26 protein-coding genes and 2 tRNA genes are annotated in these 26,587 nt (G+C 67.3%); 13 read left to right on the top strand and 15 right to left on the bottom strand.

Features of this window, described 5'->3' with window-relative positions; translation table 11 throughout:
* Positions 1 to 202 precede the first annotated feature (202 nt).
* Entirely contained in the window at positions 203 to 970 is a 768-nt protein-coding gene (locus tag BM396_RS13320; RefSeq protein WP_043380608.1) for a Crp/Fnr family transcriptional regulator, read from the top strand.
* Positions 971 to 984: 14 nt separating this feature from the next.
* On the opposite strand, the gene BM396_RS13315 is transcribed toward BM396_RS13320, so the two are convergent.
* Positions 985 to 1,833 (bottom strand): transglutaminase-like domain-containing protein, encoded by an 849-nt coding sequence (locus tag BM396_RS13315; protein WP_043380610.1) that lies wholly within the window; start codon positions 1,831 to 1,833, stop codon positions 985 to 987.
* Between the two features lie 323 nt (positions 1,834 to 2,156).
* Between BM396_RS13315 and serA the strand changes: the two genes are divergently transcribed.
* Positions 2,157 to 3,407, top strand: a complete 1,251-nt coding sequence (gene serA / locus BM396_RS13310; protein ID WP_091994829.1) for a phosphoglycerate dehydrogenase — start codon at positions 2,157 to 2,159, stop codon at positions 3,405 to 3,407.
* A gap of 191 nt (positions 3,408 to 3,598) precedes the next feature.
* On the top strand, positions 3,599 to 4,075 hold the full coding sequence (locus BM396_RS13305; protein WP_043351003.1) for a hypothetical protein: 477 nt from the start codon (positions 3,599 to 3,601) through the stop codon (positions 4,073 to 4,075).
* A 3-nt stretch (positions 4,076 to 4,078) separates the two neighbouring features.
* Here BM396_RS13305 and BM396_RS32770 read toward each other — a convergent pair whose 3' ends face one another.
* Positions 4,079 to 4,231 (bottom strand): hypothetical protein, encoded by a 153-nt coding sequence (locus tag BM396_RS32770; protein ID WP_167380413.1) that lies wholly within the window; start codon positions 4,229 to 4,231, stop codon positions 4,079 to 4,081.
* A 308-nt stretch (positions 4,232 to 4,539) separates the two neighbouring features.
* Between BM396_RS32770 and BM396_RS13295 the strand changes: the two genes are divergently transcribed.
* Both BM396_RS13295 and BM396_RS13290 read left to right on the top strand, forming a co-directional pair.
* Positions 4,540 to 4,755, top strand: coding sequence for a hypothetical protein (locus BM396_RS13295; RefSeq protein WP_043351006.1), 216 nt, complete (start codon positions 4,540 to 4,542; stop codon positions 4,753 to 4,755).
* A gap of 283 nt (positions 4,756 to 5,038) precedes the next feature.
* Positions 5,039 to 5,644, top strand: coding sequence for a hypothetical protein (locus tag BM396_RS13290; protein WP_244538868.1), 606 nt, complete (start codon positions 5,039 to 5,041; stop codon positions 5,642 to 5,644).
* A 52-nt stretch (positions 5,645 to 5,696) separates the two neighbouring features.
* Here the strand turns inward: BM396_RS13290 and BM396_RS13285 are convergent, their stop codons facing one another.
* The 3 genes from BM396_RS13285 to BM396_RS13275 form a co-directional block, all read right to left on the bottom strand.
* Positions 5,697 to 6,029 carry a hypothetical protein gene (locus BM396_RS13285; protein ID WP_043352724.1) on the bottom strand — a complete coding sequence of 111 codons (333 nt, stop codon included), beginning with the start codon at positions 6,027 to 6,029 and terminating at the stop codon, positions 5,697 to 5,699.
* Between the two features lie 335 nt (positions 6,030 to 6,364).
* Complete coding sequence (locus BM396_RS13280) at positions 6,365 to 6,943, bottom strand: NADPH-dependent FMN reductase (RefSeq protein ID WP_043380618.1); 579 nt, start codon at positions 6,941 to 6,943, stop codon at positions 6,365 to 6,367.
* 72 nt (positions 6,944 to 7,015) lie between these two features.
* Complete coding sequence (locus tag BM396_RS13275; protein WP_043380620.1) at positions 7,016 to 7,633, bottom strand: hypothetical protein; 618 nt, start codon at positions 7,631 to 7,633, stop codon at positions 7,016 to 7,018.
* A 1,593-nt stretch (positions 7,634 to 9,226) separates the two neighbouring features.
* Between BM396_RS13275 and cysC the strand changes: the two genes are divergently transcribed.
* A complete protein-coding gene (gene cysC / locus BM396_RS13265; protein WP_081948584.1) occupies positions 9,227 to 9,907 on the top strand; it encodes an adenylyl-sulfate kinase in 681 nt (226 codons plus the stop codon).
* A 53-nt stretch (positions 9,908 to 9,960) separates the two neighbouring features.
* Positions 9,961 to 10,179, top strand: a complete 219-nt coding sequence (locus tag BM396_RS13260; RefSeq protein ID WP_043380622.1) for a hypothetical protein — start codon at positions 9,961 to 9,963, stop codon at positions 10,177 to 10,179.
* A gap of 150 nt (positions 10,180 to 10,329) precedes the next feature.
* On the opposite strand, the gene BM396_RS13255 is transcribed toward BM396_RS13260, so the two are convergent.
* Positions 10,330 to 10,590 (bottom strand): hypothetical protein, encoded by a 261-nt coding sequence (locus tag BM396_RS13255; RefSeq protein WP_043380624.1) that lies wholly within the window; start codon positions 10,588 to 10,590, stop codon positions 10,330 to 10,332.
* Positions 10,591 to 10,888: 298 nt separating this feature from the next.
* Between BM396_RS13255 and BM396_RS32175 the strand changes: the two genes are divergently transcribed.
* A complete protein-coding gene (locus BM396_RS32175; protein WP_139239488.1) occupies positions 10,889 to 11,362 on the top strand; it encodes a hypothetical protein in 474 nt (157 codons plus the stop codon).
* Positions 11,363 to 11,705: 343 nt separating this feature from the next.
* On the opposite strand, the gene BM396_RS32170 is transcribed toward BM396_RS32175, so the two are convergent.
* On the bottom strand, positions 11,706 to 12,779 hold the full coding sequence (locus BM396_RS32170; RefSeq protein ID WP_139239487.1) for a sulfotransferase domain-containing protein: 1,074 nt from the start codon (positions 12,777 to 12,779) through the stop codon (positions 11,706 to 11,708).
* A gap of 163 nt (positions 12,780 to 12,942) precedes the next feature.
* Entirely contained in the window at positions 12,943 to 13,374 is a 432-nt protein-coding gene (locus BM396_RS32165; RefSeq protein ID WP_139239486.1) for a hypothetical protein, read from the bottom strand.
* Positions 13,375 to 14,203: 829 nt separating this feature from the next.
* Here BM396_RS32165 and BM396_RS13245 point away from each other — a divergent pair.
* A complete protein-coding gene (locus BM396_RS13245; protein WP_199807239.1) occupies positions 14,204 to 14,623 on the top strand; it encodes a hypothetical protein in 420 nt (139 codons plus the stop codon).
* 90 nt (positions 14,624 to 14,713) lie between these two features.
* Here the strand turns inward: BM396_RS13245 and BM396_RS13240 are convergent.
* Positions 14,714 to 14,789 (bottom strand) — tRNA-Asn (locus BM396_RS13240).
* Between the two features lie 262 nt (positions 14,790 to 15,051).
* Here BM396_RS13240 and BM396_RS13235 point away from each other — a divergent pair.
* Both BM396_RS13235 and BM396_RS13230 read left to right on the top strand, forming a co-directional pair.
* Complete coding sequence (locus BM396_RS13235; protein ID WP_244538867.1) at positions 15,052 to 15,318, top strand: hypothetical protein; 267 nt, start codon at positions 15,052 to 15,054, stop codon at positions 15,316 to 15,318.
* A gap of 303 nt (positions 15,319 to 15,621) precedes the next feature.
* Positions 15,622 to 17,301: a methyl-accepting chemotaxis protein gene (locus BM396_RS13230; RefSeq protein ID WP_043380627.1), complete on the top strand. Its 1,680-nt coding sequence runs from the start codon at positions 15,622 to 15,624 to the stop codon at positions 17,299 to 17,301.
* A 63-nt stretch (positions 17,302 to 17,364) separates the two neighbouring features.
* Here BM396_RS13230 and BM396_RS13225 read toward each other — a convergent pair.
* The 4 genes from BM396_RS13225 to BM396_RS13210 all read right to left on the bottom strand — a co-directional run bounded on the left by BM396_RS13225 (position 17,365) and on the right by BM396_RS13210 (position 20,129).
* Positions 17,365 to 17,438 (bottom strand) — tRNA-Cys (locus BM396_RS13225).
* Positions 17,439 to 17,555: 117 nt separating this feature from the next.
* Entirely contained in the window at positions 17,556 to 18,425 is an 870-nt protein-coding gene (locus tag BM396_RS13220) for an urease accessory protein UreD (RefSeq protein WP_043345912.1), read from the bottom strand.
* Positions 18,425 to 19,393, bottom strand: a complete 969-nt coding sequence (gene rocF / locus BM396_RS13215; protein ID WP_043380628.1) for an arginase — start codon at positions 19,391 to 19,393, stop codon at positions 18,425 to 18,427. Before rocF ends, BM396_RS13220 begins: the two co-directional genes overlap by 1 nt.
* 220 nt (positions 19,394 to 19,613) lie before the next feature.
* Positions 19,614 to 20,129: a hypothetical protein gene (locus tag BM396_RS13210; RefSeq protein ID WP_043380631.1), complete on the bottom strand. Its 516-nt coding sequence runs from the start codon at positions 20,127 to 20,129 to the stop codon at positions 19,614 to 19,616.
* 677 nt (positions 20,130 to 20,806) lie between these two features.
* On the opposite strand from BM396_RS13210, the gene BM396_RS13205 reads away from it, so the two are divergent.
* Positions 20,807 to 22,963 (top strand): methyl-accepting chemotaxis protein, encoded by a 2,157-nt coding sequence (locus BM396_RS13205; protein ID WP_043380633.1) that lies wholly within the window; start codon positions 20,807 to 20,809, stop codon positions 22,961 to 22,963.
* 23 nt (positions 22,964 to 22,986) lie between these two features.
* On the opposite strand, the gene BM396_RS13200 is transcribed toward BM396_RS13205, so the two are convergent.
* Complete coding sequence (locus BM396_RS13200) at positions 22,987 to 24,396, bottom strand: ATP-binding protein (RefSeq protein ID WP_043380636.1); 1,410 nt, start codon at positions 24,394 to 24,396, stop codon at positions 22,987 to 22,989.
* Complete coding sequence (locus tag BM396_RS13195) at positions 24,393 to 25,148, bottom strand: response regulator (RefSeq protein WP_170861821.1); 756 nt, start codon at positions 25,146 to 25,148, stop codon at positions 24,393 to 24,395. Before BM396_RS13195 ends, BM396_RS13200 begins: the two co-directional genes overlap by 4 nt.
* A 125-nt stretch (positions 25,149 to 25,273) precedes the next feature.
* On the opposite strand from BM396_RS13195, the gene BM396_RS13190 reads away from it, so the two are divergent.
* Positions 25,274 to 26,518, top strand: coding sequence for an acyl-CoA dehydrogenase family protein (locus BM396_RS13190; RefSeq protein WP_043380638.1), 1,245 nt, complete (start codon positions 25,274 to 25,276; stop codon positions 26,516 to 26,518).
* Positions 26,519 to 26,587 lie beyond the last annotated feature (69 nt).

Here is a 26,587-nt window from a genome sequence, read left to right as displayed (position 1 = left end):
CCGCCGGACGCTTGCCCGGCGCATATTCGCCGGTCAGGAGAGCCGGCACCGGTCCGTCGGGCGCGGCCTGGTGTCTGTCCGGCGCATCCGGAGTGTTTTGAGGGAAGAAGCGTGCTGCGTCCTGATCTCGTCTCCCGTCGTGCCCCGCGTCTGCGGCACAGCGGCATCCCCCATGCCTCGCGAACCGAGGCCTGAACGCCCGATGCCGAACGGGTACAACGCCCCGATGGAGATGCTGGCGCGCAAGCTCGACAGCATCGCGCGGATTGCGGATGCCGACCGCGAGGCGCTCCTCGCGCTGCCCCACACCGTCCGGAACCTGCCCGCGCGCCACGACATCGTCCGGTTCGGCGATAGGCCGAACCAGAGCTGCCTCGTCCTTCAGGGCTGGGTCTATCGCTATTCCGCCCTGGCCGAGGGCGGACGCCAGATCCTGTCGTTCTACATCGCGGGCGACCTTCCGGACCTGCAGAGCCTCCATCTGCACCGGATGGATCACAACCTCGCCACGCTGACGTCCTGCGTCGTGGCGCTGGTCGCGCATGACGACCTGCGGGCGGTTCTCCTCAAGAATCCCGGTCTCGCCGCCACCCTCTGGCGCGACAGCCTGATCGACGCCGCGCATTACCGCGAGCGGATCACCAGCCTCGGGCGGCGGCAGGCGCTCGGTCGCGTCGCCCACATGTTCTGCGAGCTCTATCTCCGGCAGAAGGCGGTCGGGCTGACGCGCGGCCTGAGCTGTCCGCTGGCGCCCAAGCAGTCCGAACTCGCGGACTCCCTAGGCCTGACGAGCGTCCACCTGAACCGGGTTCTGCGGACGCTCCGGGGCCGCGGGCTCGTCACGCTGGGCGGCGGCATCCTGACCATCGAGAACTGGGACGCGCTCGCCGAAGTCGCCGAGTTCGACCCCACGTTCCTGCACCTCGCGAACAACGCCGCCCCTGCGCACCCGACCGTCGAGACCGTCTAGGGCGTGGGGCCGCCTCAGGCGGCCTGGGCCAGCGCATCCGGTGCGGCCGGCACCTCGTCGGTATGGACATCGAAGCGGATCAGCTGGGCGGCACCGAAGCTCGTGGTGAGGGCGCAGTCGGTGGCGTCGCGGCCGCGGGCCATGACGATGCGGCCGATCCGGGGCCGGTTGTGGCGGGCGTCGAACGTGTACCAGCGCGGCCCGTCGGGCCCGTGGAGGTAGACCTCGAACCACGCGGAGAAGTCCATCGGCGCTGGATCCTTCGGCACGCCGATGTCGCCCAGATAGCCGGTGGCGTAGCGCGCCGGGATGTTCATGCACCGGCACAGGGTTATCGCCAGATGCGCGAAGTCCCGGCACACGCCGACGCGCTGCGTGTAGCCGTCGAAGGCGGTGCGGGTCGCGTCGGCCTGCTGGTAGTCGAAGCGCAGGCGATTGTGGGCGAAATCGACGATGGCCTGGACGCGCGCCCAGCCCTCCGGCGTGGCGCCGAACAGCGACCAAGCCGTCTGCGAGAGCTTGTCGGTGTCGCAGTAGCGCGAGCCCAACAGGAAGGTCAGGACGTCGTCGGGCAAGTCCTGCACGGCGATCTGGCGAGCGTCGGGCGCCTGGTCGTCCGGCCGGCCGCTGTCGGCGATCGTGAAATCGGCCGTCATGGTGATCCGTCCACCCGGCGCGACGAGGCGCGTGCAGACATTGCCGAAGGCGTCCACGTGCTGCCGGGCCGCCACCGGAGGATCGAAGGTGATCACCTCCGGGGTCACAAGGTCGCGCCTCAGCTCCGGGCGGACGTTGAGCAGCAGGTTCATCGGCGTCGGGCCGAACATGTCGAACGCGATCAAGAAGCCGGTGCGGATATGCATCGTCGAGGACCGAATGGTAGGTCGCTGTCCGGCGCTGCCGGAGATCGAGCCGTTAACAGTACAGGGCCCTACAAGCCGCGAGGCGACCTCAAGTTCCGTCGGAGATGCCCGCCGGGCGTCGTCGACCTGCCCGAATATTCGGCACGGTTCGGCGCGGGCCGAGGCCGCGCGACCCCGCTGCGCGCCCTGAAGCGCTCCCCGGGCGTGGCTGCCCGGCGTCGCGCCATGTTGCAACGCACAGGGCGCCCTCGTATCCGGAGCCGCTTCTAACCCAAGGTCGTCCGGCCGCTGCCGGGGGGCCTGCCGCCAGACGATCCATGCCCATGACGCCCGACAAGCTTTCCCTGCCCAAGGACAAGATCCGGGTCTTGCTGCTGGAGGGCATCAACGACAGCGCCGTGGCACTGATGCGGGCCGCCGGCTACACCAACCTGACCAGGCTGCCGAAGGCGCTGGACCGGGAGGCCCTGCACGAGGCGCTCCAGGGCGTGCACATGGTGGGCATCCGCTCGCGGACGCAACTCGACGCGGCCGCCTTCGCGGCGTCGGACCGGCTCCTGGCGGTGGGCTGTTTCTCGGTCGGCACCAATCAGGTCGATCTGGAGGCCGCCCGGCATCGGGGCATTCCGGTCTTCAACGCCCCCTTCTCGAACACGCGCTCGGTGGCGGAGCTGACGATCGGCGAGATCGTGATGCTGCTGCGCCGGATCGTTCCGCGCTCGGTGGGCGCCCATGCCGGCCGCTGGGACAAATCGGCGGCGGGCTCGCTGGAGGTGCGCGGCAAGACGCTGGGCATCGTCGGCTACGGCAATATCGGCACGCAGCTCTCCACGCTCGCCGAAGCCATGGGCATGCGGGTTCTGTATTACGACCACACCGACAAGCTGCGCCACGGCAACACCGAGCCGACCGAGACGCTGCACGAGCTTCTGGGCCAGAGCGACGTGGTCTCGCTGCACGTGCCCGAGACGGAGGCCACCGCCAACATGATCGGCGCGGCCGAGATCCGCGCGATGAAGCCCGGATCCTTCCTGATCAACAACGCCCGGGGCACCGTGGTCGATCTCGAGGCTCTGGCGGCGGCGCTGCGCGACGGCCACCTCAAGGGCGCCGCCGTCGACGTCTTCCCGGCGGAGCCCGGGTCCAACGCGGAGGCCTTCGTCAGCTCCCTCCAGGGACTCGAGAACGTGATCCTCACGCCGCATATCGGGGGATCGACCGAGGAGGCTCAGGAGCGCATCGGCTCCGAAGTGGCGCGCAAGCTCCTCGACTATTCCGATATCGGCTCGACAATCGGCGCCGTGAACTTCCCGCAGGTGCAACTCCCGGCCCGCCCGACCGGAACGCGCTTCATCCACGTCCAGCGCAACCTGCCCGGCATGCTGGGCCGCCTCAACGGCGTGTTCTCCCGCGGGCAGGTCAACATCGCCGCGCAGTTCTACCAGACCGACGGCGAGGTCGGGTACGTTGTGCTCGAGACCGACGCCACCGACGCGGATGCGGAGGCACTGCTCGCAGAGATCCGCGCCATCCCGGGCACGATCCGCGCCCGCCTGCTCTACGAGCGGCGCTAGCCGGGAGGACGCGCCTCGCGGGACCGGCGAGCCTGCGAGCTTTCAAGCGTGCGGTAATTTACGCGGCGCGCGTGAACGCGGCCGATCTTGCCGCGTTCGTCTTGCGCGGCCAAGCTGGCCGCTGTTCAAGTCGCAAGCGGCATGATCGACGGCCTCGACCGATCGAGCGCCCGGCCGGCGGAGGAATTGCGGTGACGAAGCGTGTAGCATGGGCATGGGCCGGACTCGCGCTCGGCATCGCCGGGACGGTCTCTAGCGTCTCCGGCGCGTCGGCGGATTGCCTGCGGCGGGTCTACAATCGATCGAACCTGGTCCTGGTCGCCCGCCAGGATGGCGGGCCGCCCGCCACGCTGTTGCCCGGTCGGTCGCTGCCGATGCGGCTGTCACGGCCGGGCCAGATCGACATCACGGGCTATTGCGGGATGCCGGGCGCGGGCGCGGGCCCGGTTGTCCAGCGGACCTTCGACTATGAGGCGGTCCTCGACCGCTGCTTCGTCCGGTTCGGGGGCGACCTGTTCGTGCCGCAACTGGGGCGCGGCTTCATCGGTCTTCAGGAGACGGCTCCCTTCACGGTGAACAACCCGCGGCAGGGCGACATCGTCCTCGGACCCGCAGTCGGATCCGCATGCCCGGTGCCCGGGCCGGCCGTTCTGAGCCGGCGCGGCTGAGCCTCAGAGGTAGTGCCGGAACACGACCCCCGTATCCGCGGAAGTGCCGGGTTGCGGGGGCGAGGCCGGCCCGATGAAGGGGCTTGCGAGGCGCAGGGCCACAAGGCCGAGGGCAGCCAGCGCCGGGGCGATCAGGCGGAACGGGCGAGCGAGCATGGACGCCTCCGTCGCGCCGCCGGTCTCGCCTGCAACGTGCATGCGGATCGGAGCGCATGTGAAGCATCGCACCTTACGGCTGAGCTGAACGTGCCGAAGCGCACACGGGGCGCGTCGAGACCGATCCCGGCGCGTCGGAGCTTGGCGCCCGGTGCGGTGACGGTCCGACGATTGCGTCCACCGGGTCGCTGGCGTGTACACCGATGCACTCCTATGCTGCCCGGTGTCGGGGGCCGCCGGGAGCCGCGCTGCCAGGGCCGCGGTGGCGCTCCCCGGGTGGAACCGACTGCGTGAACGAGGACGCGCGTATGCTGACCCAGACAGGCAACTCGATTCTCCGAGGCGATCTCGGCGTCGAGGAGACCATCGAGTCCGACAATATCGTCCGCTGGGACGGCGAGCGGCTCTATGTGGAGCAGGACGTCTATCACAACGGTCAGCTGGTCCACCGCAAGTACCGCCGCACCGTCACCGAGCCCGTCGCCCGCGTGCTGTGGGCGATCATCAATCGCGCCAAGCAGTGAGCGCCGGGGCAGGAGCGGATCGGATGCGTTCGTTCGGGCGGCCTTCCTGACGCCTCCGCCCGTATCGCTGCAAAGTCGGGGGCCGCGGTCGAGCACCATCCGGCCGGGCCGATGGTTTCGTGCCTCGCATCCGAATGGGGAACGGGATTCGACGCCGTGCGCGGCGCGGCCGCTGGCGCCGCGCGGTGCCCAGGGTCTCTCAGAGGGGGGCGTGTAATCCCATATCGCGGCCCCTGCGTTCCAAACAGTCGCTAGTTCTTGACGGGGCTGAAGCGACGCGCTCTTGCTGATTTCGTCCAGGGACAGTGGCTCTGAGTCGCGCCAGAGTTCTGCGCCCCTGCGTGTTCAGACTTTCGTCCGGTCCATGCTGGCAAGATCACTTCTCAACCGCTGGTCGATCTTTGCGTTCAATATGCTGATCGCGTTGCCGCTGACGCTCGCGCTCGTCGAGGTCGCCATCTTGCTCTGGGGCGCTGGATTTCAGCATCACGCCACGATTCACGAGGCCGGGCATCTGATCGAGGGGATGGGCGTGATCCTGATCGGTTGGGGCGTGGTGCTGGAAGAGCGCCCTGGCGTGAGCCATCTCCTCGGCGGCCTTCCGACCGAGGATCCCGATCGCGAGGCGGCGATCGACGCGCTCTGTCACCATTGCGGACTCGCCCTGCTGGTGCTGGGGCTCGTCGCCGAGATCCTCGTGCAATGCGTCGAGGTCCCCGATCACATCATCAATACGGACCGGATCGAGCGTGTGGTTCTGACCGGCGGGGCCGTATTCCTGGCGCTCGGCCTCGCCACGCTGGCGCGGCTCTCCGCCGGTCTCGCGGCATTCCGCGCGCCAATTCCCTTGGACCCCGAAGGCTCCCTGCCTGAGGCGGGGCCGCGCTGAGAGCCCTGAGCCCGACGACCGGTCCGGCTCTCTGCGGGGGACGGCGCGGCTGCTAGGCTGCGACGGCAGCCTCCGGTTCGACGAGGGTGAGATGCGACGGTCGCAGCACGTCGAGGCGCTCGTGCGCGTTGTCGAAGGCGGCCCGGATCGTCGTGCTCGCGTCCTCGACGGCAACCAGGACAGCCAGTTTCTGGGCGCTGGCGCGGTCGGCGACGCTGCGGGCGGCCGCGATCAGCGACTGCTCCAGGCCGAGAAATTCCGCCTCGGCATCCCGTCCCGCATCCCGCGCGGCCGATGCAAGACGGTCCAGTACGGCTTCCAGGGCATGGCGCAGGACAAGCGTCCGCACGCGCTCCTGCAGGAGCGCCCTCTCGTCGATCTTCATCGGAATCGGTCCGCGTTGGGGAACACGGCCAAGCTCTCATACTTCGGCTCACCGTGCAGCCACCTTTTTGCAACAGAGCAATACTGTCTCGTGCGCCGGGCGCGCGGCGCGTTCACCGTTTCGTCGGCGAGATCATGCAAAGTTGTTCTGCAATCGTGTGTCGAGTATTTGCGCATCCTGAGAATCGAAAGCGCTGTCTCGATCACTTCATGGCGCAAAATTGCGCGCATCGAGGTGCGCTTGGCCGTTCGAATACCTCCGATGCACCGGGGGCGTTGTCTCCCGCGAGGGGGCGAAGACGCCGCCGCGACGGGGCTGGGGCGGCCGGCTGCCGCTCAGTACGGCGTGCCGCGCTGGCGCCGGTCCCGCAGGGCCTCGGCGTACCATTCGAGTTCGTCGAGGAAGCGGTTGGCCGCCGTCGTGATCCAGGGCTCGGCAGGAATGCCCTGGCTGTCGATGGCTTTCTGGAGCCGCGGGATCGGCAGGAGCGAGGGGATGCTGGACATGCCCATTTCGGCAAGCATCGCCCGCAATGCCATTGCCGCCCGGACGCCGCCGAACTGACCGGCCGAGTAGCAGCAGATGGCCGACGGCCGCCAGAAGTACTCTTCCAGGAAATGGTCGAGGGTGTTGGAGAGCGCTGGCGGGACGCCGTGATTGTACTCGGCCGTGACCACCAGGAAGGCGTCCGATCCGCGGAAGAGGTCGGCGAGGCGCTGCAGGGGCTCCGGCGCGGTGCCGGCCGGATATTCCTTGTACATCCGGTCGAGGAGCGGAAGCTTCAGCTCGGCGGGGTCCACCAGCGGGGCGGCGTGGCCGCGCGCCTCGAGTTGCGCGATCAGGAACTGCGCGGCGCGGTTGCCGATGCGGTCGGTGCGGACGCTGCCGAGAATCACGGGGATGGTCAGGGGCATGGCGATCTCCGGTTCCCCCGATCATGCCAGAGGCCGGCGGACCACTCCAGACGCCAGGCGATCCCGGCCGGGTCAGGCCTGGGTGCTGCTGGTGAGTGCAGCCGCGATGCCCACCGGGCCGCCCGTCGCATAGGCGGCGATCGCCTTCGTCACCTGTTGCAGGAAGGATTGCAGGCCGTCGCCGCTGCCGGTCGCCGACGCGGCATCGGCGGTCGCCGTCGTACCGGTGGACGCACTTGTGGACGACGCGCCGTCCGTTGCGGCGCCGGTTGTCGCGGATGCACCGCTCTGCGTCGCGTCCGACGCCGGCCGATGGCCATGGTGGCCGCGACGGTGATGGACGGGCGCCGCGCCGTCCGCGGTCGGGCTCGACGACGTGCCGGTCGCGGAGGCTTCGTCGGCATTGGCGGTGGCGTCCGCCGGTGTGGTGACGCCGCTCTGAAGGCCCATCTGGCTGAAGTCGGATTGCAGTTGCAGGAGCGACGCCATCAGATCGTTCGACAGGGTCGGTGTCGATGTGGTGCCGGTCGTCTGCCCGGTGCTTCCGGTAGCCTGGGTGGTGGTCGGATCCTGGCCCGCCGTGGTCGAGGCGCCGGCCTCGATCCGGGCCGTATTCGCCGCACGCGCCTGTCTCAGGGCGCTGACAAGATCCCGCTGGAGAGAACTGCCCGTAACCGCATTCGCCGACATGCTACGCCTCCGCGACCGCCTTCGGTTCGGGGAGGCACGGCGCATTCCAGAATTTTCCCAATGATTTCAGCGACGCTCCCGGGCCGGGGACCGGCAGGATCGGCCCGGCGGCAGATTCTGCCGCTCTACCCCGCCGAGAGGGGCCGGGTCAGGTCGGTGCGGCGCGGGGGGCTGTCCGTCGACGAAGACAAGCACGGCGATCTTGATCCGCTCTACGCCCGGCAGAGCCAGGGCGCCTCCTTCGGTCCCCGCCGCGGCCCGCCGACATTTCGGGTGCCGCTCCGGGTGAACGCGGCCGCCGACATACGCGGCCGCCCCGAGACCGTCCGGTCGCGCTCGCGACCAGCATTTCGCCGTGAGCGCTGCGCGCGTCTCAGCCGTATCGACGACCGGGATCTTGGGCCGGCGCACAGACGGGCTGAAGCGGCTGCTGACGAAGGGGCCCCGAGATCCGGTCGCAAGAATGGATCGGCATCAGCGCTCAACGCCGTGCGATCCGAGAGGCGGGGCTGTGATGGGGGCTGATGGCTCCCCGAGCAGGACTCGAACCCGCGACAAGGCGATTGACAGTCGGGGCCATGTCATTGGTTCGGAAGGACGGCGTTGCCGTGGGTTGAGTTACGGCGGCCGGTCATGGTGAGCCCCGTTTGCCGCCGAACAGCGCGCCGAGCAGGTCAACGCAACCATTTGGCGAAGAGAAAATTTTGGACGTTTCGCCAGCGCTCAATCACAGGAGTTCCGAATACAGCAATGATTGGTGTATTAGAAAGATATTTGCTGCTACCTATATATTGTCATGCATTCGAACGATTTTGTCTTGATGTTTTTAGGGCCCTCTGGAATAATCCGTTTGCGGCGTTGAGCGTCAGGCAATGACAGGTCGAAGTGAGGTCGATTTATTCGGCGGGCACAATCAGTCTAAAACGACGAAATGAGTGTAATGCAAGACTCGAAAATTGCGGTAGCCTGTAGATCTAAATTGATAGAAAATAAAAACATCGGTCGAAATCGCAAGGAAAACCCAGTCGTTTGGTGCGAACAATCTGTCGCGCGAACACTGGGCTTCTCGCCCTCGCGGTCCCGCCGTCTCGCGCCCTTTCCTGCCCGCGGTAGCCTAGCCTCATGAGCGAGGGGTACGATCCGATTCGCGAAGCCGTCGCGGCGCATCGACCCTCTGGCTGCAAGGTAAGGCCATGGAGCATCAGAGGCCCGCTTTGGCTGGTCGACAGTGAGTCCCCGACAGACGGAGATCCAATGGTGCTGGTCATGTGCCCTGGCCTCATGGGCTCGCCACGCCGGCTGCAACGGGCCGCCGCGATGGCAAAGGATCCCGCGACCGTCTCCGAACTGCGCGAGGCTGCCCGGCCGCGAGCACACCGCGGACGCCACCCCGCGCTCGCGCGCCTAGAGGGCGACGGCTTGCTGGTCAGCCAGATCTGTCGGACCTGGACACGGTGAAGACGGCAATCGTGAACTTAGCCTTTTTGCGCCTTCCGACCGACAAAATTCATCCGTGGCACAGTGCCTATTATAGCACATTCGTCGTCGCATGAAGTGTGTAGGCTACCCTCAGGTTGTACGAACGGTAATTCTATGACTCAGCGTTCCGACGACGCGGGCCCCCGCAACCTTACATGGCACACGTTGCTACCTCGTGAGCAGCGGTGGCGCGCCTTAGCACAGCGCCCGGTGATAGCTTGGTTCACCGGCCTGTCTGGCGCAGGGAAGTCGAGCATTGCCAACGCAGTAGACCGCGCGCTTATTGAGGCCGGGCGTCACACCATGGTGCTTGACGGCGACAACTTGCGTCACGGTCTCAGCAACGACCTGGGCTTCGAAGACGCTGACCGCGTTGAGAATATTCGCCGCGCCGCCGAGACCGCACGCCTCATGGCTGAGGCTGGACTGGTAGTGATTGTTTCACTGATCTCCCCTTTTCGCCGAGAGCGCGCTATGGCGCGCAGCATAGCGGGCGACGTACCTTTTCTTGAGATATTCATTGATACGCCGATTCAGGTCTGTGAAGCACGCGATCCTAAGGGGCTCTATCATCGTGCCCGGGTCGGTGAGATCCCACATTTCACCGGCATCTCCGCACCTTATGAAGCTCCCGAATCGCCAGACGTCGTAGTTCAGACTGAGGGATACACTATTAGCCAATCCGCTGCGTCGCTCATCCCTAAGTTGATGCAGTCCTCGGTCGATATCAGACCTGCGGCAAAGGAGGCCGGATCACGGAGTTTTGAAGTCGAAAGAGTGCATGGAATGACCTGACATAACGGCCCGGGCGTAGCAGACACATACGGATACATATATTCGTCTTCCGCATGGTGCGAACGATCGCGGCATCGGGGGCGCTTGTGGAGATTGTGCGAAAACGTCTCGAGGTCGGGCAGGATTATCGCTCGGACAATGGCGATATCCACGGTGTCATCATCAAGTTGTGGCCGGTCGAGAACGGATCGGAGGCCCTCGTCCGAACTCAATCCACCGGCGAAGTGGTACGCGTGTTCATCGCAGGCGAGAAACGACTGGAGAAGCGGTGACGTTTGGTTGAGCTGAACAATCAGCGATCTCAGACAAACGTTGCCTCGGTGGCGCCTCAAGCTTCAGCACGATCCAAGATTGGTCACGAAGAGCGACCTCGCGGGTTGATCATTCGAAGCAGGCGACCTTGATGGCGGGCAGCGCCACGGTCACAGATTGGTCCAGGTGTGATCTAACTCAATGTTGCCAGCAGCGTCGCGATAGACCTCAATCGTGTCGGGGAGGCCCGGCGGCACCGGCGGGATCTCCTTCGCCGGCGATGGCAGCGTGACCGCAACGAGGCAAAGGTGCCCGTACTTCCGCGCGGGCGGCGGTTCAGGTTGTCGCCGAGAGTTGCGCAACGCCGTCCAGCCGAGCCGGTGTGCGACGGTGCCGAACTGGTCGATGACGGCCAGCGCGTTCGCCTGCATCGCCGCCTATCTGGGCAGGATGAGATACCGGCACGGCGAGGCGAGGCGTGCTTCGACAGGCGCTCGATCTGATCGCGCCCGGTGGCGGCGGCGAACGGGAGCTGGAGGGGAGAGCGACTGGCCGACATTGGCGCCTCGATCCGCGTCGCCCGTAGCTGGAGTGTGTGCAATCGAATGTGCGCTCCGGAGTATGCTACGCTTGGGAATGGCGCCACCGAAGCAACCAACGCCTAGCTCATAAGCCGTTGAACCCCCGGTATCGCGTAGTCTTCTCCGAGGAGAGCAAGTCTACAGCGCCTTGATTAAGTTGATCCCGTCGCGGCAGCATATCGGCTCAATCATCCTCGACCGCTTCTTTCGCTTGGCTGAAGCAGTAGGTGCGTCCCGAGTGCTCTGCGGTAAGAATCGCCAGAGCGTCATTCGTCTCGCCGATCTCGACGGCATCATGGCTCGCATTGAAGATGAGATCGGGCCTGATCTGCCGGCACCTCAGCAAGACGGTCGGTTGTTCGGCCTGCGTCTACGTAGCGGCATCCAAGCGGCCTGGCGAACCTGTGAGATTACGAAAGCGTCGGGCAACGACGCGCCAGAGGTGTGCGAGATCGAGGGCGGGCCCGGTCACCTGACCTATTGCATGCGTAAGCTGGGATGCCGTTCCTGTGCGATCATCGATCTGCCACAAGCGGCGAGGGTCCAGTGTATTATGCTCCCCGGCCCGTTCGGGGAGCATCGCGTCAGGTCGAGTCACCCGGTCCGCATCGTGTTGAGCTGATTCAGGCCGGAACACCCGAAACGGACCAGACGCATCGCTGGCCCGTGCTGATCAACATCGACAGCATGCCCGAGATGCCGTCCTCCGCTACCGCGCGCTACAGCGCGAATGTCGCGCAGACATACGTTCATCGTCATCGGCCAGGAGTTGGGGACTCCGAACAGTTCTCACGCGCAGAACGTCATGGTCGATGTCGCCGCCCGCATGAAGCTCAAGCGGTCCAGCCGCTACTTCTCTTGGCTGCTGACCGGCTCCGTCGAGGATATCTGCACCCGTCGTGCGTCAGTAGCGGGTGGAACGGCCGCCCAAAATGCCGGGCGGCCAGGAAAAACATATGAGGGACTTATGGTGCGTAACCAAACTCTTCATAATAATAACGATAATGATCTACTATTCTATCCGCGGTCTCGGCAGAGAGATAATTTTTCCAGTCCCCGACAACGCCGTTTCTGAGAGGGCTGTTGGGATCCGCATGGCCGCGATCACGCCCGCTTGTCATAACCTTAAAATCGTTCTTTGTTGTGATATATCTCGCTAGCGCATCGTCTAGAACGAGGCCAAATTTTTGAAGTGCCCGCCGCAATTCTCCGGGCGCATCGTCTATGAGATCTTCGTAACGGACCACCTCACAATCGCTGCTCTTTTTCCAGGCGATCGCATCGTAGGCTAAGTAGATTGACGAAGACCATTTATGGATGTTGTCGAACTTCAGCATATCTTGCGCTGGCAGGTTGTCGAGATCGGGTCGATGGCTGCCTCGCATCATAGAAAACTTGTGAAAATATTCGGATACGACTTGGTCTCGCAGGTCTCTGCAAGCATGAAGCGTTACAAAATTTAGTCGCCGCAAATCGCTAACCACATTCAGGTGGTATGTCAGATGACCATGATAGCTTTCCGCATAGCCAACGTTTGGGAGCTCCCGTGCGTCAACGCCACTCAGATTTGCTGTGCCCATGTCGACGACACGGCAGCCGGGAAGATTGCCAAGAAGCCTATATACCCAAGTGGTGCCGGATTTTCCTGGGCCATTTCCTGCAAATCGCAGTCGTGAGCACTGCAAAAACAACTTTTCAATGCAATCAAGGCTGGATCGCAAGCTCGGCAAATCCACGTCGTCGACTATAAATCCGATTTCGGCAATTTTTGTACTAAAGCGCTTATCAAATATGCAAAATACGTACTTGCCTTTATCAAGATCTTCGGAAACGCTCAAGCACTCGGTAAAATTAGTTTCGGAGAATGTCGGCTCATTGTACGCGGGGGCGATGGGCTTTCTTGACGCGTTTTCATCGATCGTCTCAATGGTGAAATGCAGGTTTTGCTGTAAATGCCTGCGCACTATTATAAACTCTGGGCGCCGCCCCAGAACCTGCCAGTCATATGGATAGATCAAGCTTACGGACAAGGCGAGCACCGTTGTAGTATTAAGACGCGTTACAGATCTCGCTCGCGCAAGGCGAGCGGCGGACGGGGATCATCAGCTGTCGTTGGCGCCTGAAACAGCCACCATCCTACCATTTACCGACTTATCTCTAATGCTGTAAGGCCAAATTCGCGCGTTGATCACGGCCGCGTGATCAAGTTGCGCTCTTGCCACGTTCCTGCTGGCGCGGCGCACGAAAAAACCGCCGCGGCCGGAGCCGGGCGGTTTGAGGTGACTGCTTTGGGGGTTGGTGAAAGGTAGACGGTGGCGGGGCCGGTCGTAATCCGCCTTCGATCGATGCCTCCCGGTCGAGCCAGGGGCGCAGCTTCTCGACCAGCCAGCGCAGATCGAACTGTGTCAGAGTCAGCACCAGTATCGGTGCGAGGCTCAGCGCGATCCCTCCCTTGATGCCGAGAAGAATGCGCGTCTTCGGTGGCACGCCCTCATCGAAGTGGTTGGGCGTGCTCATCATCGGCATAAAGCCGACGCCCGTCAGAGTGATGAAGCAGCAGTTGGCCGCGGTGTCGACGATGAAGTTTTGGAACCCGCCGAACCGCCAAAGCCCGCCGAAGAACTCCGTCCCCACCGGCCCGATTGCCGGAAGGAAGACGCGCAGAACCCCGCGGTTCGATGGATCCGCCCCCCCCCCTGCCGGTGATCGCATGCATGGCGTTTGGCCGGCAGGTCCCCGTAGTGATCGCCGCTGCGAAGAGAATGAAAACCCGGACGCTTTCGCCGAGGTCGTCCGGCAACTCCGCGTGAGCGAGGAGACCGAAGCCGATCGTCAGCAGGCCGGATGTGAGCACGAGCCTCCAGGCGGCGCGGTCATTGGCCTGCCGGGCTTTGCTGATCGAGGCCGTCCCCGCTTCGCTTGGGGCGGCCGGTGTCGGGCCGCCCCGCGCATCGGGCGAGCGGACTTCGGCGTCGTCAGCCACTGCTGCAGCCTCTTAACCGCTCTCATTACGGCGGCCCTAGAAGGCTCCAAACCTTGCGGCCGACGGATCAGGCGATGCATTCGATCCTGCTCTTCCGTTCGGCGTTGAGGCGTTCCAGGGTGGCGACGTGGTGGCGGGCTGGCCGAGCTTCGCGGCCAAGCGCTCCATCGAAGCCGTGCGGTCGGCCTGCGTCTGCGAGATGACGTTGCGCGCGCCCGTGCTGCTGTTCCGCGCTGTTATCGCCTCGTGGTTTCGGCGATGCGCTGATCCGAGATGGTCGGTGCCGCTCGTCCCAGCCGGCCGGAGAGGGTTCCGAGGGAGATCCCGAGGTTCGGCGCTCCGCACGGGTCCGCGGGATGATCGACCTATCCGCCCTCGCGCATCAGGGCGAGCGCGAGCGCCCGCTGGAAGTCGGCGGTGGCCATGTAGTGCTCACTATACCAAGGATCGTGAAGCGGCAGCGCCGGCGGGCTGAAGCGCATGAAGCGCCACAAGGGGCGCATCGATTTCTGGTGTGTGGCTGACGGGAAGCTCCTCACCCAGGACTCTGACCAAGACGGGCCGCATCCCGAGTTCCTCGCCGAGCTACCAAATCGCGGCGTCGGGCCTGTTGTGATCGACGAGCGCTTCAAGTTGCCATGGACGGCGACGCACTTCTCGCAGGCGTTCCGCAAGATCGCCCGGGCGGCCGGCTGGCCCGACGATCTGTGCAGCATGGACAGCCGCGCCGGTGCCGTATCCAACGCCTTCGAAGCGGGCGCGGACAAAGCCGACGCGATGCGGACGGCCACGCCTACGCAGATGTCGACGACGATGATCTGCAACCGCAAAGGCGTGGTCCAATCGAGCCGCGTCGCCGAGCTTCGGGCCGCGCGACGGAAGGGCCGCGAACAAGCCTGAAACAAGCCGCGGTAACAGGGGCTCGATCCGCGGTAACGCGAAGGTATCGCCCCGGCTGCTCCAAGCGCCTGAAGATGTTGGGAGAAGTGATGGCTCCCCGAGCAGGACTCGAACCTGCGACAAGGCGATTAACAGTCGCCTGCTCTACCAACTGAGCTATCGGGGATCACGAGGGGGTCTCTACACACCGCGATCGCGGGACGCAAGGGCCTCGACGCATGATCCGCGGTCATTCCACGGCACGGCGCTCTGCGTCACAGGGCGCGGCCTGCACCGATGGCAGTCGAGCGCCCGCTATGTGGCTTTTTAGCAACATATGCGCCGGGTCCCGCCGCTGGCTTGGCTCGCTCGCTCCGGCCGTCGCCGCCAGGGTCATGCGAATGTCGCGACGCGATCCTACGGGAGCGCCAGCCCGGACGACCCGGTGCGTGGCCGTTGCCATCATGCTGACCCATCACTGCCTGAACCCCCAAGACCCCTATGCGGAGCGCGAGGTGCGCGTCGCCTTCGAGTGGGCCGCCGACCGTCCCCGACTGATCGCGGCCCTGGACGAGCACGAGGCCGATATTCTGCCCGATCTCGTCGACGTGCAGCGCGATGACCTCCGCCGGGAGATCGTCGCCGCGCTCCGGATGAAGGAGCAGTCCCGCCTTCAGCCGGTCGGCAGTCCGGCCCCCGTCGCGCGGGATCGCTGACGGGTCTCGCGGCGGGCGCGCAGCCCGCCACCGGCACGCGGGCGACCATAGGCCCGACGCGGTCCAATACGCAGCTCCAGCGCTCGCGAGATCCAGCATTCGCAGTCCTCCGGTCCGGAAGCACGCGGTATGCGCGCGATCATTCTGAGTGCGTGCCGCTATCTCTGGCTATTCGTTGATAGATCGCGGCCTCGATCGCCATATCAGATAATAGATTTTGCCGGCTATATTTACCTGTTCAAAAGGAAGTGTTCGTGTATATCTGCGCTTCTTCGTAACCCTCGCTGAAGCGGCGCGGCTCCCATGCGAATTTCACTCGGCCTCAAGCTCTCGGCAGTGATCGGATTGCTGGCCCTCGTGGCGATCGGCATCGCGGCCTTCGCCGTCCGGCAGTCGAACTGGGAGCAGGAGCGCGCCGCCGCGACGGACAGGATCTGGAATGCCGGGCTGCAGGCCGGTGCCCTGGGGCAGGCGATCGAGCACGCGGTGGTGCAGGCCACGGCCCTCTACACCGCGGAAGACACCGCCGAGGCACGGACGCGCCTGTCGGCACTCCACGACGCCCTTGCGACGGTGGAGCAGGTGCGCGGACCCTTCCTCGCGGCGATGGAAGATCAGCTTCCCGAGGATCGGCGCCGGCGCTTCGATCTCTTCGTGAAGGAATTCATCGCCTACCAGACCGACACGGCCGAGCTGGGGCTGACGGTGTCGCCCAAGGCGGCCTTGATCCAGGCGACCGACGAGGCGACCGTGAAGAATCGTGAGCGCATGGTGGCCGAGATCGGCGCCCTTGGACGGGAGGTGCTGAGCCGCCTGAATGCCCGACGCGCCGGGGACGCCGTCGACCGGCGGCGGGCGCGGATCACCCTCGTGGTCGTGCCGGCGGTGGCGCTCGTGCTGGGGCTGCTCGCAGCGGTCTGGATCATCGTCACCCAGGTGCGGCGCCCCCTGCACCGTCTCAAGGATGGCATGACGGCGCTCGCCGCCAACGACCTCGGCCTTGTCATCCCGTTCACGCATCGTCGCGACGAGATCGGCGAGATGGCAGCCGCCATCGCGGCGTTCCAGACCGCTCTGATCGAGAAGCGCGATTTGGACGCGGAGGCGCAGATGCGCCGTGATCGTGACCGGATCCGGGCGGAAGCCTTGGCGACGGCGACCCATGCCTTCGAGGCCGAGACGCACCGCGCGGTCGCCGATCTCGCCGGATCGGCCGAGGCGATGCAGGCGGCCGCCGACACGCTCACCGGCAATGCCGGCGCGATGGCGTCCGAGGCCGCCATCGTGGCGGGTGCCTCCAGCCAGAGTGCCGGTTTGGTCGACAGCATCGCCAGCGCTGCCGAGGAACTCTCGGTCTCGGCCCGGGAGATCGAGGCCCGGGTGCGGCACACGAGCGAGATTGCTTCCTCCGCCCTCTCCGACACGCAGGGCCTGAAGGAGACGGTGATGAGCCTGTCGCAAGCGGCCGAGGAGATCGGCACGGTGGTCACGTTGATCCGCGAGGTGGCCGGGCAGACCAATCTGCTGGCGCTCAATGCGACGATCGAGGCCGCCCGGGCCGGTGTCGCCGGGCGCGGCTTCGCGGTGGTCGCCGCCGAGGTGAAGGCCCTGGCCGGCCAGACGGCGCTCGCAACCGACCGCATCACCGGGCAGGTCGGGGCGATCCAGGGGGCCGCAGGACGCACGGTCGGCGCGATCGGCACGATCGGCGAGACGATCGCCCGCATGAGCCTGATCGCCTCCGAAGTTGCGAAGGCCACCGATCAGCAGGGCCAGGCCAGCCAGGAAATCGCGCGGGCGATCTCCAGCGCGGCCGCGGACGCCCGCAGGGTCTCGGAGAGCGTTGCCGGTGTTCAGGCCGCCGCCGCGTCCAACGAGGCGCAGGCCGGACAGGTGCGCGGCGGCGCCGTGCGGGTCACGTCCGGGGCGCACAGCCTGCAGAAGGCCATCGAGACCTTCACGACGCAGGTCCACAGCGCATGAGCGCGCGGCGACGCTCACGCCGGAGCATCACGGCGGGATCAGCCAGGAGAGGAAGAAGAAGGATGGAGGCCTCGCCCGGAATCGAACCGGGGTGCAAGGATTTGCAGTCCTCTGCGTAACCACTCCGCCACGAGGCCTTCCTGAACGGCGTTGCCATCCGGTCCGGAGCTTGGCGGACAGCTCCGGGTGCGCGTCTCTAGCAGAGGTCGGCCGTCGCAGGCAACGGTCCTGAGCCGCCGACGTGGCGGTTCCTGTCAGCTTTGCCAGACCCGGGGCATCGCGACGCCGCGATACTGTGCCACGAACCGGGCGATGAGGCCGCGCAACGGGCCGACGGCCTCCCCGAGGGCGCGGATCGCCAAGTGACCGTTCCAGGCACTCGCGGCTGCCGTTGTTCCGGGTGCGGCGGCCCCGGCCAGGAGGGCGCGGGCCTCCTCGAGGCGCGCCTCCGCGCCGGGGGCGATGTCGAGGACGGTCGCGCAGGCGCGCGCTCCCCCGCCCACCGCCGGACGGGCGAGGAGATCGCTGATCGGGCCGTCCAGCAGAAGATCGTCGGCGTAAGCGAGCCGGCCGCCCCGGCGAATGCGCCAGGAATCCGCGAACAGCCCGTCCGTGATCCGCTCGCCCCTGGCCGCTCGGCCGAAGGCGACGACCTCCACGGCGATCAGCGCCGCACCTTCGGCGAGATCGGCCGTGAATCGGCGGCGCACCCGGGCGCGGTCGAACAGGATGGTCTCCTGCGGCAGCCAGGCGAGGTGCGCGCCGGCCTCGAGAGCCAGGGTGTTGGCGATATGGCTTACGGGGCCGTCCGATCGGTAGATTTTCTCGGCTGCGGTGGTGGTCAGGACCAGTTCGGCGCCCGGATCGAGGGCGAGGTCGATGGCGAAGGTGTCGCCGCAGGCCACGCCGCCTGCGGTGTTGACCAGGACCGTCTCAAGCGCGCCCGTTCCCCGTGGGAATCGGAGCCGCGACGGGCCGGATTCGGCGAGATCGAGGATGCGCGTCGCGCCGCCCGGGTGGGTTGGGCCCACCCGCAGCCGGACGCGCCCGTCCGAGCGCTGGCGTGCCGGTGGGGCGCCGGTCGCCGCGGGGGGGCATGACGACGTGGGGAGGCGGTGGTCCATCAGCCGCGCCCGGCCGGCTCGATGGGGGCGGCCTCGACCGGCAGGGTGGGCCGGTCGAGAATGCGACGGCCGAACAGGCTCGCCACGAGCTCGACCAGCACCCGGGCGCTGCGCCCGCGCTCGTCGAGGAAGGGATTGAGCTCGACCACGTCGAGGGACTGCACCAGACCGGAATCGTGAAGCATCTCCATGATGAGATGCGCCTCCCGGAAGGTGGCGCCTCCCGGGACCGTGGTGCCGACGCCGGGCGCGATCGACGGGTCGAGGAAGTCGATGTCGAGGCTGACATGGAGATGCGCGCCCTGGCCCGCGACCCGGTCGAGCACCCGCCGGAGCGGCGCGACCACGCCGAATTCGTCGATCGTCCGCATGTCGGTGATGCCGACCCGCCGCGTCGTCACCAGCGCACGTTCGCCGGCATCGATCGATCGCAGCCCGAACAGGTGGACGTTGGCGGGGGACAATGGCTGCGGGACCGGCTCGGCGAACAGGCGTGGAAAGCCCGGCTCGCCGCACAGGGCGGCGAGCGGCATGCCGTGCACGTTCCCGGAGGGCGAGGTCGCCGGCGTGTTGAAGTCGGCATGGGCGTCGAGCCAGAGCACGAAGACGGATCGGCCATGCCGCGCACAGTGCCGCAACACGCCGTCGACGGAGCCCAGGGACAGGCTGTGATCGCCCCCGGCCGTCAACGGAAGCGACCCGGCATCGAGGGCGCCCTCGACGACCCGGGACAGGGCCCGCGTCCAGGCAGCGACGCCATCGAGCCCGCGCATCCCAGCGGGCCCCTCCGGGGCGACGTCGCCGCGATCCGTGACGCTATGGCCGAGTTCGCCGAGCGCGCGGACGAGCCCGGCCGTGCGCAGGGCCGCAGGTCCCATGAGGGCGCCGGGCTCGCTGGTTCCGACTTCGATCGGCGCGCCGATCAGCGCAATGCTGCGCGCCGCGTGGAGGCTGACTTCGCTGCTCATCCCGTCTCCATCGCCGTCACCATCGCCTTCACCATCGCCGTCTCGGCGCACCCGCGCTCCGCAGAGCCTCGGCCATCGGGTTCATAACCGGCCGCCGATGGCGGTTGCGAGACCGCATCCCGGGCTGGAAACGGATCCTGCGCGCGATGGACGCCCTGGCACACGCCCAACGATCAGGTCTCAGGGATCGACGTGTACCCGGCCGCCCTCGAAGACAAGTTCAGACGAGCAGGACAGCGAGGATCGCGGCCGAGAGGACGTAGGCGATCCACAGCAGCGCTGGACGTCGGGCCGTCAGAAACACGCGCAGGATCATGAACACCAACACCTGCCCGATCAGCAGCACGCAGACCTGTGCCTCGAAACGACCTGCCGCACGCCACCAGGATCGGTCCTCCGGCACCGCCCGCCCTTCCACCAAGAGGGTGCCGGCCGCGGCCAGCGCCAGCGTGAGCAAAGCGGCGACCGCGATGTGTCGCGGGACGCGGAAGCGCGGCCGCGCCGCCTGCCGCCGGTGCCAAGACGCGATCTCGACGGCATAGAAGCCGACGACGGGCGTCGCGAAGGCCGCGCCCACGATCGCGATCTTCGTCGGCAGCGGCATGGACGCCAATGCCCGACAGCGCGCGACACGGCTGACCCAGACGAGATGCGCGACGATCACACCCCCAAGCAGGACGATCGCGATCCAGAGGAGTCGCAGGACGCCGGCGAGGGCGTCGCTATTGATGAACATACCGTGCCTCCGCCGACGCGGCAGATGCGACCGAACTTACCGCCGCCAAGGGTCGCGCGGCAGCACCCGACTTGTCCAACCTCCGGATATCGGCTGCATCGTCGGCGGATGCTGCATCACAGCCCGAGATGGCGGGCTCACGAGCGGCCGAAGGCCCGCGCGGCGGGCCAGATCGCGGCGCGGTCTCGGGGATCCAGATCGCGCGTCCGGCCGCGCAGGGCGGTGGACTGTTGCCTTTCGACAGTCGCAAACCGTTCGTTCGCCTGCCCCCAGCGGCGGCCCAACCGTCGCGCATCGGATCACCGCCGGCCCGTGCGCATCCACGCCTTGGGTTCGGAGCCCGACCGGCACCGGGTCACCGTCAGATGGCGGAGTGCTTTCGAGGACGGTCCGTGGACATGACCGTGATGATCCGAGATTCCGGGAGCAGGAGAGCCAGCACGCGCGCCGGCCGGGTCCGCAATGCTGCAGACCCTCCGCCATGGCCGCAGGGCGGGTGACTATCGAAAACCGAAGGGGGCCCGTCCACAACTTGAATTCTTGGCAGAGCACGTTCTTTCAGGTTGTATAGTGCCAGTGCTCGATATCCGCGCGCTGCATCGATGTTTACGAGATTTTTATAAGAGTCGGGCCATTGGACTGGTTGGATCGCCGTCATTCAATAGTTCAGGGTCATCATGAAAACGCTTTCGCGGCTGAGCACGCGCCTTCCCGCGACGACCGTCGGCCTCGCGCTTCTGAGCGCCACCGCCATGGGTGGATTCAGCTGGTACTCGGCGCGGTCGGGCTTGATCACCGCGGCGCACGAGCGCCTCGAACTCGCCGCGGCGGCGCGGCGGGACGCGATCGAGCTGGTGGCGGACCGGATGCAGGCGGACTTCCAGGCGGTGGCGACCCATCCGCAGATCGTCTCGAATTTCACGGACCTGATCGAGAATCTCGACCCTGCGAAGCCCGACACCGCGAGCGTCATCGAGGCGTTCCAAGCGCCTCAGACGGCTGAGGCGCGGATCGCCCTCGACGGCAGCGGCATGACGTCGATGTATGCCCGGCGCCACGTCAAGGTCCAGGAAGTGGCCCACAAGCTCGTGGCCCAGCCCGGCTACGCCGACCTGATGTTCGTCGATAACAACGGCCGGATCGTCTACACCACGACCAAGGGCGCCGATTTCGCCAAATCGGTCTCGGAGGATGGCTTGGCGGGCTCGGCGCTCGCGCGGCTCGTCGAGCGTCTCAAGTCCGCCGATCCGGGCGCGGTTCTCTTCGAGGATTTCGCCGCCTACCCGGTGGATGGGACCCCGGCTGCCTTCATCGGCCGTGTCATGACCAAGCGGGCGAACGTCGCCATGGGCACGGCGCAGGCGGCCGAGCGGACCGGCTACATCGTCATGCGGGTCACGCCGACCCTGTTCGATCAAACGCTGTCCAAGCGGACCGGTCTCGGCGAGACCGGGCAGATCCTGGCGGTCGGGACAGACGGCCTGTTGCGCAGCAATCCACCGCTGAACCCGGCTCTGCATGCGGGTGCAGGCCTCGCCGGAATCGGCCTGGCCGCCGACCGGATCAAGGTCGGCGGTCCGGTCGATTTCACGGCCGAGAACGGCGCACACATGGCGGCCGCCTCGCCGGTGACGGTCCTCGGCGCGCCCTGGACCGTGCTGGCTGAGCAGACCCAGGCGGAGGCGATCAATGCCGTGCAGGCCCTGTCTCGGACGCTGATCCTGACCGGTCTCATCGTCCTGGCCGTCACGGCGGTGCTCGGCCTGCTGCTCGCGCGCTCGATCGTGTCGCCGCTGGGAGCCCTGACCCGCGCGTTGAAGGCCCTCGCCGACCGCCAGGCCCTGACCGACGTTCCCGGCAGCAAGAGGCGGGACGAGATCGGCGACATCGCCCGCGCGGTCGTCACCATCCGCGACATGTCGCTTGAGGATGCCGCCCAGCAGCTTCAGACGACCGAGGCCGCGCGTCTGCGCGAGGAGCAGAGCCGCCGCGCCATGCTGAAAGACCTCGCCGACGGCTTCGAACGCTCGGTCGGGGCCATCGTCGAGGGTCTGACGGGGGCCGTCACGGAGCTTCAGGGAGCCTCGGGTACCATGCGGAGTGCGGTCGCGGGCACGTCCGAACGCTCGACCAGCGTCGCCAGTGCCGCCCAGCAGACCTCCGAGAACGTCAACACCGTTGCGGCCGCGGCCGAGGAACTCGGCGCCACCGTGCAGGAGATCGGCCGCCAGGTCGAGCAGGCGGCCGGGATGTCGGCGACGGCCGTCGGTGAGGCGCGTCGGGCCGAGCAGACCATGACGGAGCTGGCCGCCGCAGCGACGCGGATCGGCGACGTCGTCGGGATGGTCTCGACGATTGCCGGTCAGACCAATCTGCTGGCCCTGAACGCCACGATCGAGGCGGCCCGGGCCGGCGAGGCCGGGCGCGGCTTCGCGGTGGTCGCCTCCGAGGTCAAGGAACTCGCCGCCCAGACCAGCCGGGCCACCGAGGAGATCAGCCGGCAGGTCGCGGCGATCCAGACCGTCACCGGCGATGCGGCCGGTGCGATCCAGGGAGTCACGGCTCAGATCGAGGCGATGAATCACGTGTCGACCAGCATCGCGGCCGCCGTGGATCAGCAGGGCGTCACCACGCAGGACATCGTCCGCAGCATGGGCCAGGCGTCCGCCGGCACCGGCACGATGACCGTCGAGATCGCCGAGGTCGCCCGGGTCGCGGGCGATGCGGGTCAGGCCGCGGCTTCGGTTGCTCAGGCGTCCGATGCCCTGGCGACGCGCTCGGAGCAGCTCCGCGCCGAGGTGGCGCAGTTCCTGCGCAACGTGCGGGCCGCGTAGACCGGACGAGACCCGAGGCGGCCTCAGGCCGCCTCGGCCGGACGCGGCACGGGCTTCTGCGCCGCGCGCCCCGCGAAGGCCTGTGCGGCCAGGGGCAGTTCGATCGCGGCGCAGAGCCCGCCCCCGGGGCGATTTTCCAGCTGCAGGCGCCCGTTATGGGCCTCGACGATCGCCTGCACGATCGACAGGCCGAGTCCGAAGCCGCTGGCCTCGTTGAGATTGCGGGCCCGGTCGCCGCGCACGAAGGGCTGGAGCATGGCCTCGCGCTCCGCCTCGGGAATCCCGGGGCCCGAATCCAGGATGCAGACCCGGACACCGCGCTCGGACGCTTCCATCTGGACTTCGGCGCGGCCGCCGTACTTCACGGCGTTGTCCACGAGGTTGGTCACCGCCCGCTGGAGTTCCTCGGGCCTTCCTTGGACCAGGACGTGCCGGCTGCGGCTGACGCTGACCGGGGATCCGAAATCCGAGAAGTCGTCGCAGACCGTCTGGACCACCGATGCGAGGTCCACGAGGCTGTGGCTGTTCGCATCCCGGATCTGGCCGTCGCGCACGAAGGAGAGCGCCGCCTCGACGAGGCCGTTCATCTGGTCGAGGTCGCGCAGGGTGGAGGCGCGGGCGTGCTCGTCCTCGATGAACTCGGCGCGCAGGCGGAGCCGGGTGATCGGCGTGCGCAGGTCATGGCTGATCGCCGCCAGCATCTGCGTCCGGTCGTCGATCAGGCGGCGCACCCGCGACCGCATCCGATCCAGCGCCCGGGATACGGCGAGCACCTCGCGCGGGCCCGCCTCCGGCAGCGCCACGTGGTCGTCGCGGGCGCCGAACGCCTCGGCGGCACCGGCGAGCCGCTTCAGCGGCGCCGTGAGGGCGCGGGTGGCCCAGACGCAGAGCAGCGCCAGGGTCAGCGCCAGGAAGACGACGGTGAAGATCAGCGCACCCTGGCGGGGCCCCCGGAGGGGATCGTTCGGCAGCGTCGCCTGGAGCCGCGCGCCCGCCGGCGTGACGATGCCGATATGCAGCCGCGCGTCCGACCGCTCCCCGTCCGGATCGGCCGCGGAGAGGTCGGTGATCGTCACCGGCCGGCCGGCGCCGTTGCGCAGCCGCCGGATCACCGGCAGGTCGGGCGGCGACGTCGCCCCCGGCAATACGGTGCCGTCCCAGGGCTCGACATGGATCAGCGGCAGGCTGCGACCGCTCGCAAGCAGGGCCGGCCGCGCCGCCGGATCGGCGGCGTCCAGCAGTCTCACCAGCACTCCGAGGCGGCTCGCGGCCACACCCGGCAGCGTGTCGGGGTTCTGCGATTCGTGCAGAATCAGGAATGCCGCGGTGGCGACCACATGGGCGACCGCGATGCCGGCGACCACGAGCAGCGCGATCTGGCCCGCGATGGTCTTCGGACGCAGCCGCGCGCGAAGACGGCGCAGACCGCTCATGACCGCGTGACCTCCGGCGTGAACAGATAGCCGCCCGATCGGATCGTGCGGATGAATTCCGGATTGCGTGTGTCGCGCTCGATCTTCTGACGGATCCGGGAGATCAGCACGTCGATGCTGCGTTCGAACGGGCCGGCGGAGCGGCCCTGCGTGAGGTCGAGGAGTTGGTCCCGCGACAGAACCCGCCCGGGCCGGAGGCAAAGGGCGTGCAGGAGATCGAACTCCGCCCCGGTGATCGAGATGCGGGCGCCCTCGGGGGACAGAACCTGGCGCAGGGACACGTCGAGCGTCCAGCCCGAGAAATGCAGCCGCCGCCGCTCGTCCGCGTCGGGTGCCTCGGCCGCGACCCGCCGCAGGATCGCGCGGATGCGAGCGAGCAGCTCCCGTGGGTTGAACGGCTTGGCGAGGTAATCGTCGGCGCCGAGCTCCAGGCCGAGGATCCGGTCCACCTCCTCGGATTTCGCCGTCAGGATCAGGATCGGGATCTGCGACGTGCCGCGCAGGCGCTTGCACAGGCTCAGTCCGTCCTCGCCGGGAAGCATCAGGTCGAGGACGATCAGGTCGATCCGCGCTTCCGCAAGGACCCGGTCCATCTCGGCCCCGTCACCCGCCAGCGTGACCCGGCAATCGTTGCCGCGCAGGTAGCGCGCGATCAGGGCCGAGATCTCTCGATCGTCCTCGACCACGAGGATGTGGGGTGTTGCGGGTGCGTTCATCGCGAAGGAATCGGTCAGCGGTTCGGCCTGCATCATCAGGCTATTATGGCCCGATCCGCCGATTATTCGAAGGTGGGCGACGGAACCAATTTGTAAGCGCGTGTTTCCCGCACGGGCCTCAACTGAGTTGCCACATGGCGTCAAACCATACGGGGGTAACGATGACCGGATCCGAGGATCGGAAGGACCTGATCGCGCCGCAGCCGCCGGAACTCGCCTCGCCCTGGCGGACCGAGGCCCGGGCGGCGCTTCAGGCCGAGGCCCGCGCCTTCGCGCGCGACACGGTGCTGCCGATGGCCGACACGCTCGACCGGCAGAAGGCCGAGATGCCGCGTACGCTCATCGACGCCATGGCCGCGAAGGGCTGGTTCGGCATCACGATCCCCGCAGAGCACGGCGGCCTGGGCCTCGGCGTGTTCGAGTACTGCCTCGTCTCGGAGGAACTGGCGCGGGCGTGGCTCTCCGTGGGCAGCATCCTGGCGCGCGGCCAGGGCCTGGGCACCCAGACCCTCGACGCGGAGCGCCGGGCGGAGCTGCTTCGCCGTTCGGCCCGGGGACACTGGATCGGCTCGATCTCCCTGTCGGAGCCCAATGCCGGCTCCGACCTCGCCGGCGTGCAGACCCGGGCGGTGCGGGACGGCGACCTCTGGCGGCTCACCGGCACCAAGCGCTGGGCCGGCTTCGCCAAGGGCGCCGATTTCATCGAGGTCCTCGCGCGCACCCGCGACCCGGAGCCCGGGGAATCGCGCTCCGCCGGCCTGGAGCCGTTTCTGGTACTCAAGGAACGCGACAGCTTCCCGCCCGGCGTGACCGGCCGAGTGATCGACAAGATCGGCTACCACGGCTTCCAGACCTTCGAACTGACCCTCGAGGACGTGTGCGTGCCCGAGAGCGACCGGCTCACCGGACTCTACGGCGACCAGGGAGCGGACGCGGATTCCGGCGGGTTCGCCGCGGTGCAGCGCGGCCTCAACATCGCCCGGGTCCACACGGCGGCCCGGGCCGTCGGCGTCGCGCGGGCGGCAGTCGAGGATTGCCAGAGCTATCTTCAGGAGCGGGTCCAGTTCGGCCACCCGATCGGCGATTTCCAGGCGCTGCGCTTCGCCCTTGCCGACATGGCGGCCGAGGTCGCGCAGGCGCGAGCCTTCTGGCATCAGGTCGCCCACCTCCTCGACCAGGGCGAGGCCGCCGAGAGCGAGTCGGCGATGGTGAAGCTCCTGGCCACCGAGATGGCGGTGCGGGTCACCAACCAGGCGATGCAGCTGCATGGCGGCAACGGCTACACCACCGAGCGTCGGGTCGAGCGCTACTGGCGCGACGCGCGGCTGACCACGATCTTCGAGGGCACGAGCGAGATCCAGCGCCGGATTATCAGCGACCGGATGCTGCCCCGGCCGGCGGCCTGATCGCTCGTGCGGCGAATCGTCGAGCGGGACTCCCCGCCCGGCGTACTCCGGCTACCTCAGGACTCTGTA

Origin of the sequence: Methylobacterium sp. UNCCL125 (genome assembly GCF_900116795.1) — a bacterium.
In the GTDB taxonomy this organism is placed as follows: Bacteria; Pseudomonadota; Alphaproteobacteria; order Rhizobiales; family Beijerinckiaceae; genus Methylobacterium; species Methylobacterium fujisawaense.
This window is presented reverse-complemented; position numbering and strand designations above follow the sequence as displayed.

Bases quoted from the DNA above. Each gene is read 5' to 3' on its own strand.
- BM396_RS13245 (WP_199807239.1), top strand. From the start codon at position 14,204: ATGAAGCGCCACAAGGGGCGCATCGATTTCTGGTGTGTGGCTGACGGG.
- serA (WP_091994829.1), top strand. From the start codon at position 2,157: ATGACGCCCGACAAGCTTTCCCTGCCCAAGGACAAGATCCGGGTCTTG.
- BM396_RS13295 (WP_043351006.1), top strand. From the start codon at position 4,540: ATGCTGACCCAGACAGGCAACTCGATTCTCCGAGGCGATCTCGGCGTC.
- BM396_RS13230 (WP_043380627.1), top strand. From the start codon at position 15,622: ATGCGAATTTCACTCGGCCTCAAGCTCTCGGCAGTGATCGGATTGCTG.
- cysC (WP_081948584.1), top strand. From the start codon at position 9,227: ATGACTCAGCGTTCCGACGACGCGGGCCCCCGCAACCTTACATGGCAC.
- BM396_RS13200 (WP_043380636.1), bottom strand. From the start codon at position 24,396: ATGAGCGGTCTGCGCCGTCTTCGCGCGCGGCTGCGTCCGAAGACCATC.
- BM396_RS13190 (WP_043380638.1), top strand. From the start codon at position 25,274: ATGACCGGATCCGAGGATCGGAAGGACCTGATCGCGCCGCAGCCGCCG.
- BM396_RS13275 (WP_043380620.1), bottom strand. From the start codon at position 7,633: ATGTCGGCGAATGCGGTTACGGGCAGTTCTCTCCAGCGGGATCTTGTC.
- BM396_RS13220 (WP_043345912.1), bottom strand. From the start codon at position 18,425: ATGGACCACCGCCTCCCCACGTCGTCATGCCCCCCCGCGGCGACCGGC.
- BM396_RS13315 (WP_043380610.1), bottom strand. From the start codon at position 1,833: ATGCATATCCGCACCGGCTTCTTGATCGCGTTCGACATGTTCGGCCCG.
- BM396_RS13285 (WP_043352724.1), bottom strand. From the start codon at position 6,029: ATGAAGATCGACGAGAGGGCGCTCCTGCAGGAGCGCGTGCGGACGCTT.
- BM396_RS13280 (WP_043380618.1), bottom strand. From the start codon at position 6,943: ATGCCCCTGACCATCCCCGTGATTCTCGGCAGCGTCCGCACCGACCGC.
- BM396_RS32770 (WP_167380413.1), bottom strand. From the start codon at position 4,231: ATGCTCGCTCGCCCGTTCCGCCTGATCGCCCCGGCGCTGGCTGCCCTC.
- BM396_RS13205 (WP_043380633.1), top strand. From the start codon at position 20,807: ATGAAAACGCTTTCGCGGCTGAGCACGCGCCTTCCCGCGACGACCGTC.
- BM396_RS13255 (WP_043380624.1), bottom strand. From the start codon at position 10,590: ATGCAGGCGAACGCGCTGGCCGTCATCGACCAGTTCGGCACCGTCGCA.
- rocF (WP_043380628.1), bottom strand. From the start codon at position 19,393: ATGAGCAGCGAAGTCAGCCTCCACGCGGCGCGCAGCATTGCGCTGATC.
- BM396_RS13320 (WP_043380608.1), top strand. From the start codon at position 203: ATGCCGAACGGGTACAACGCCCCGATGGAGATGCTGGCGCGCAAGCTC.
- BM396_RS13210 (WP_043380631.1), bottom strand. From the start codon at position 20,129: ATGTTCATCAATAGCGACGCCCTCGCCGGCGTCCTGCGACTCCTCTGG.
- BM396_RS13195 (WP_170861821.1), bottom strand. From the start codon at position 25,148: ATGATGCAGGCCGAACCGCTGACCGATTCCTTCGCGATGAACGCACCC.
- BM396_RS13260 (WP_043380622.1), top strand. From the start codon at position 9,961: ATGGTGCGAACGATCGCGGCATCGGGGGCGCTTGTGGAGATTGTGCGA.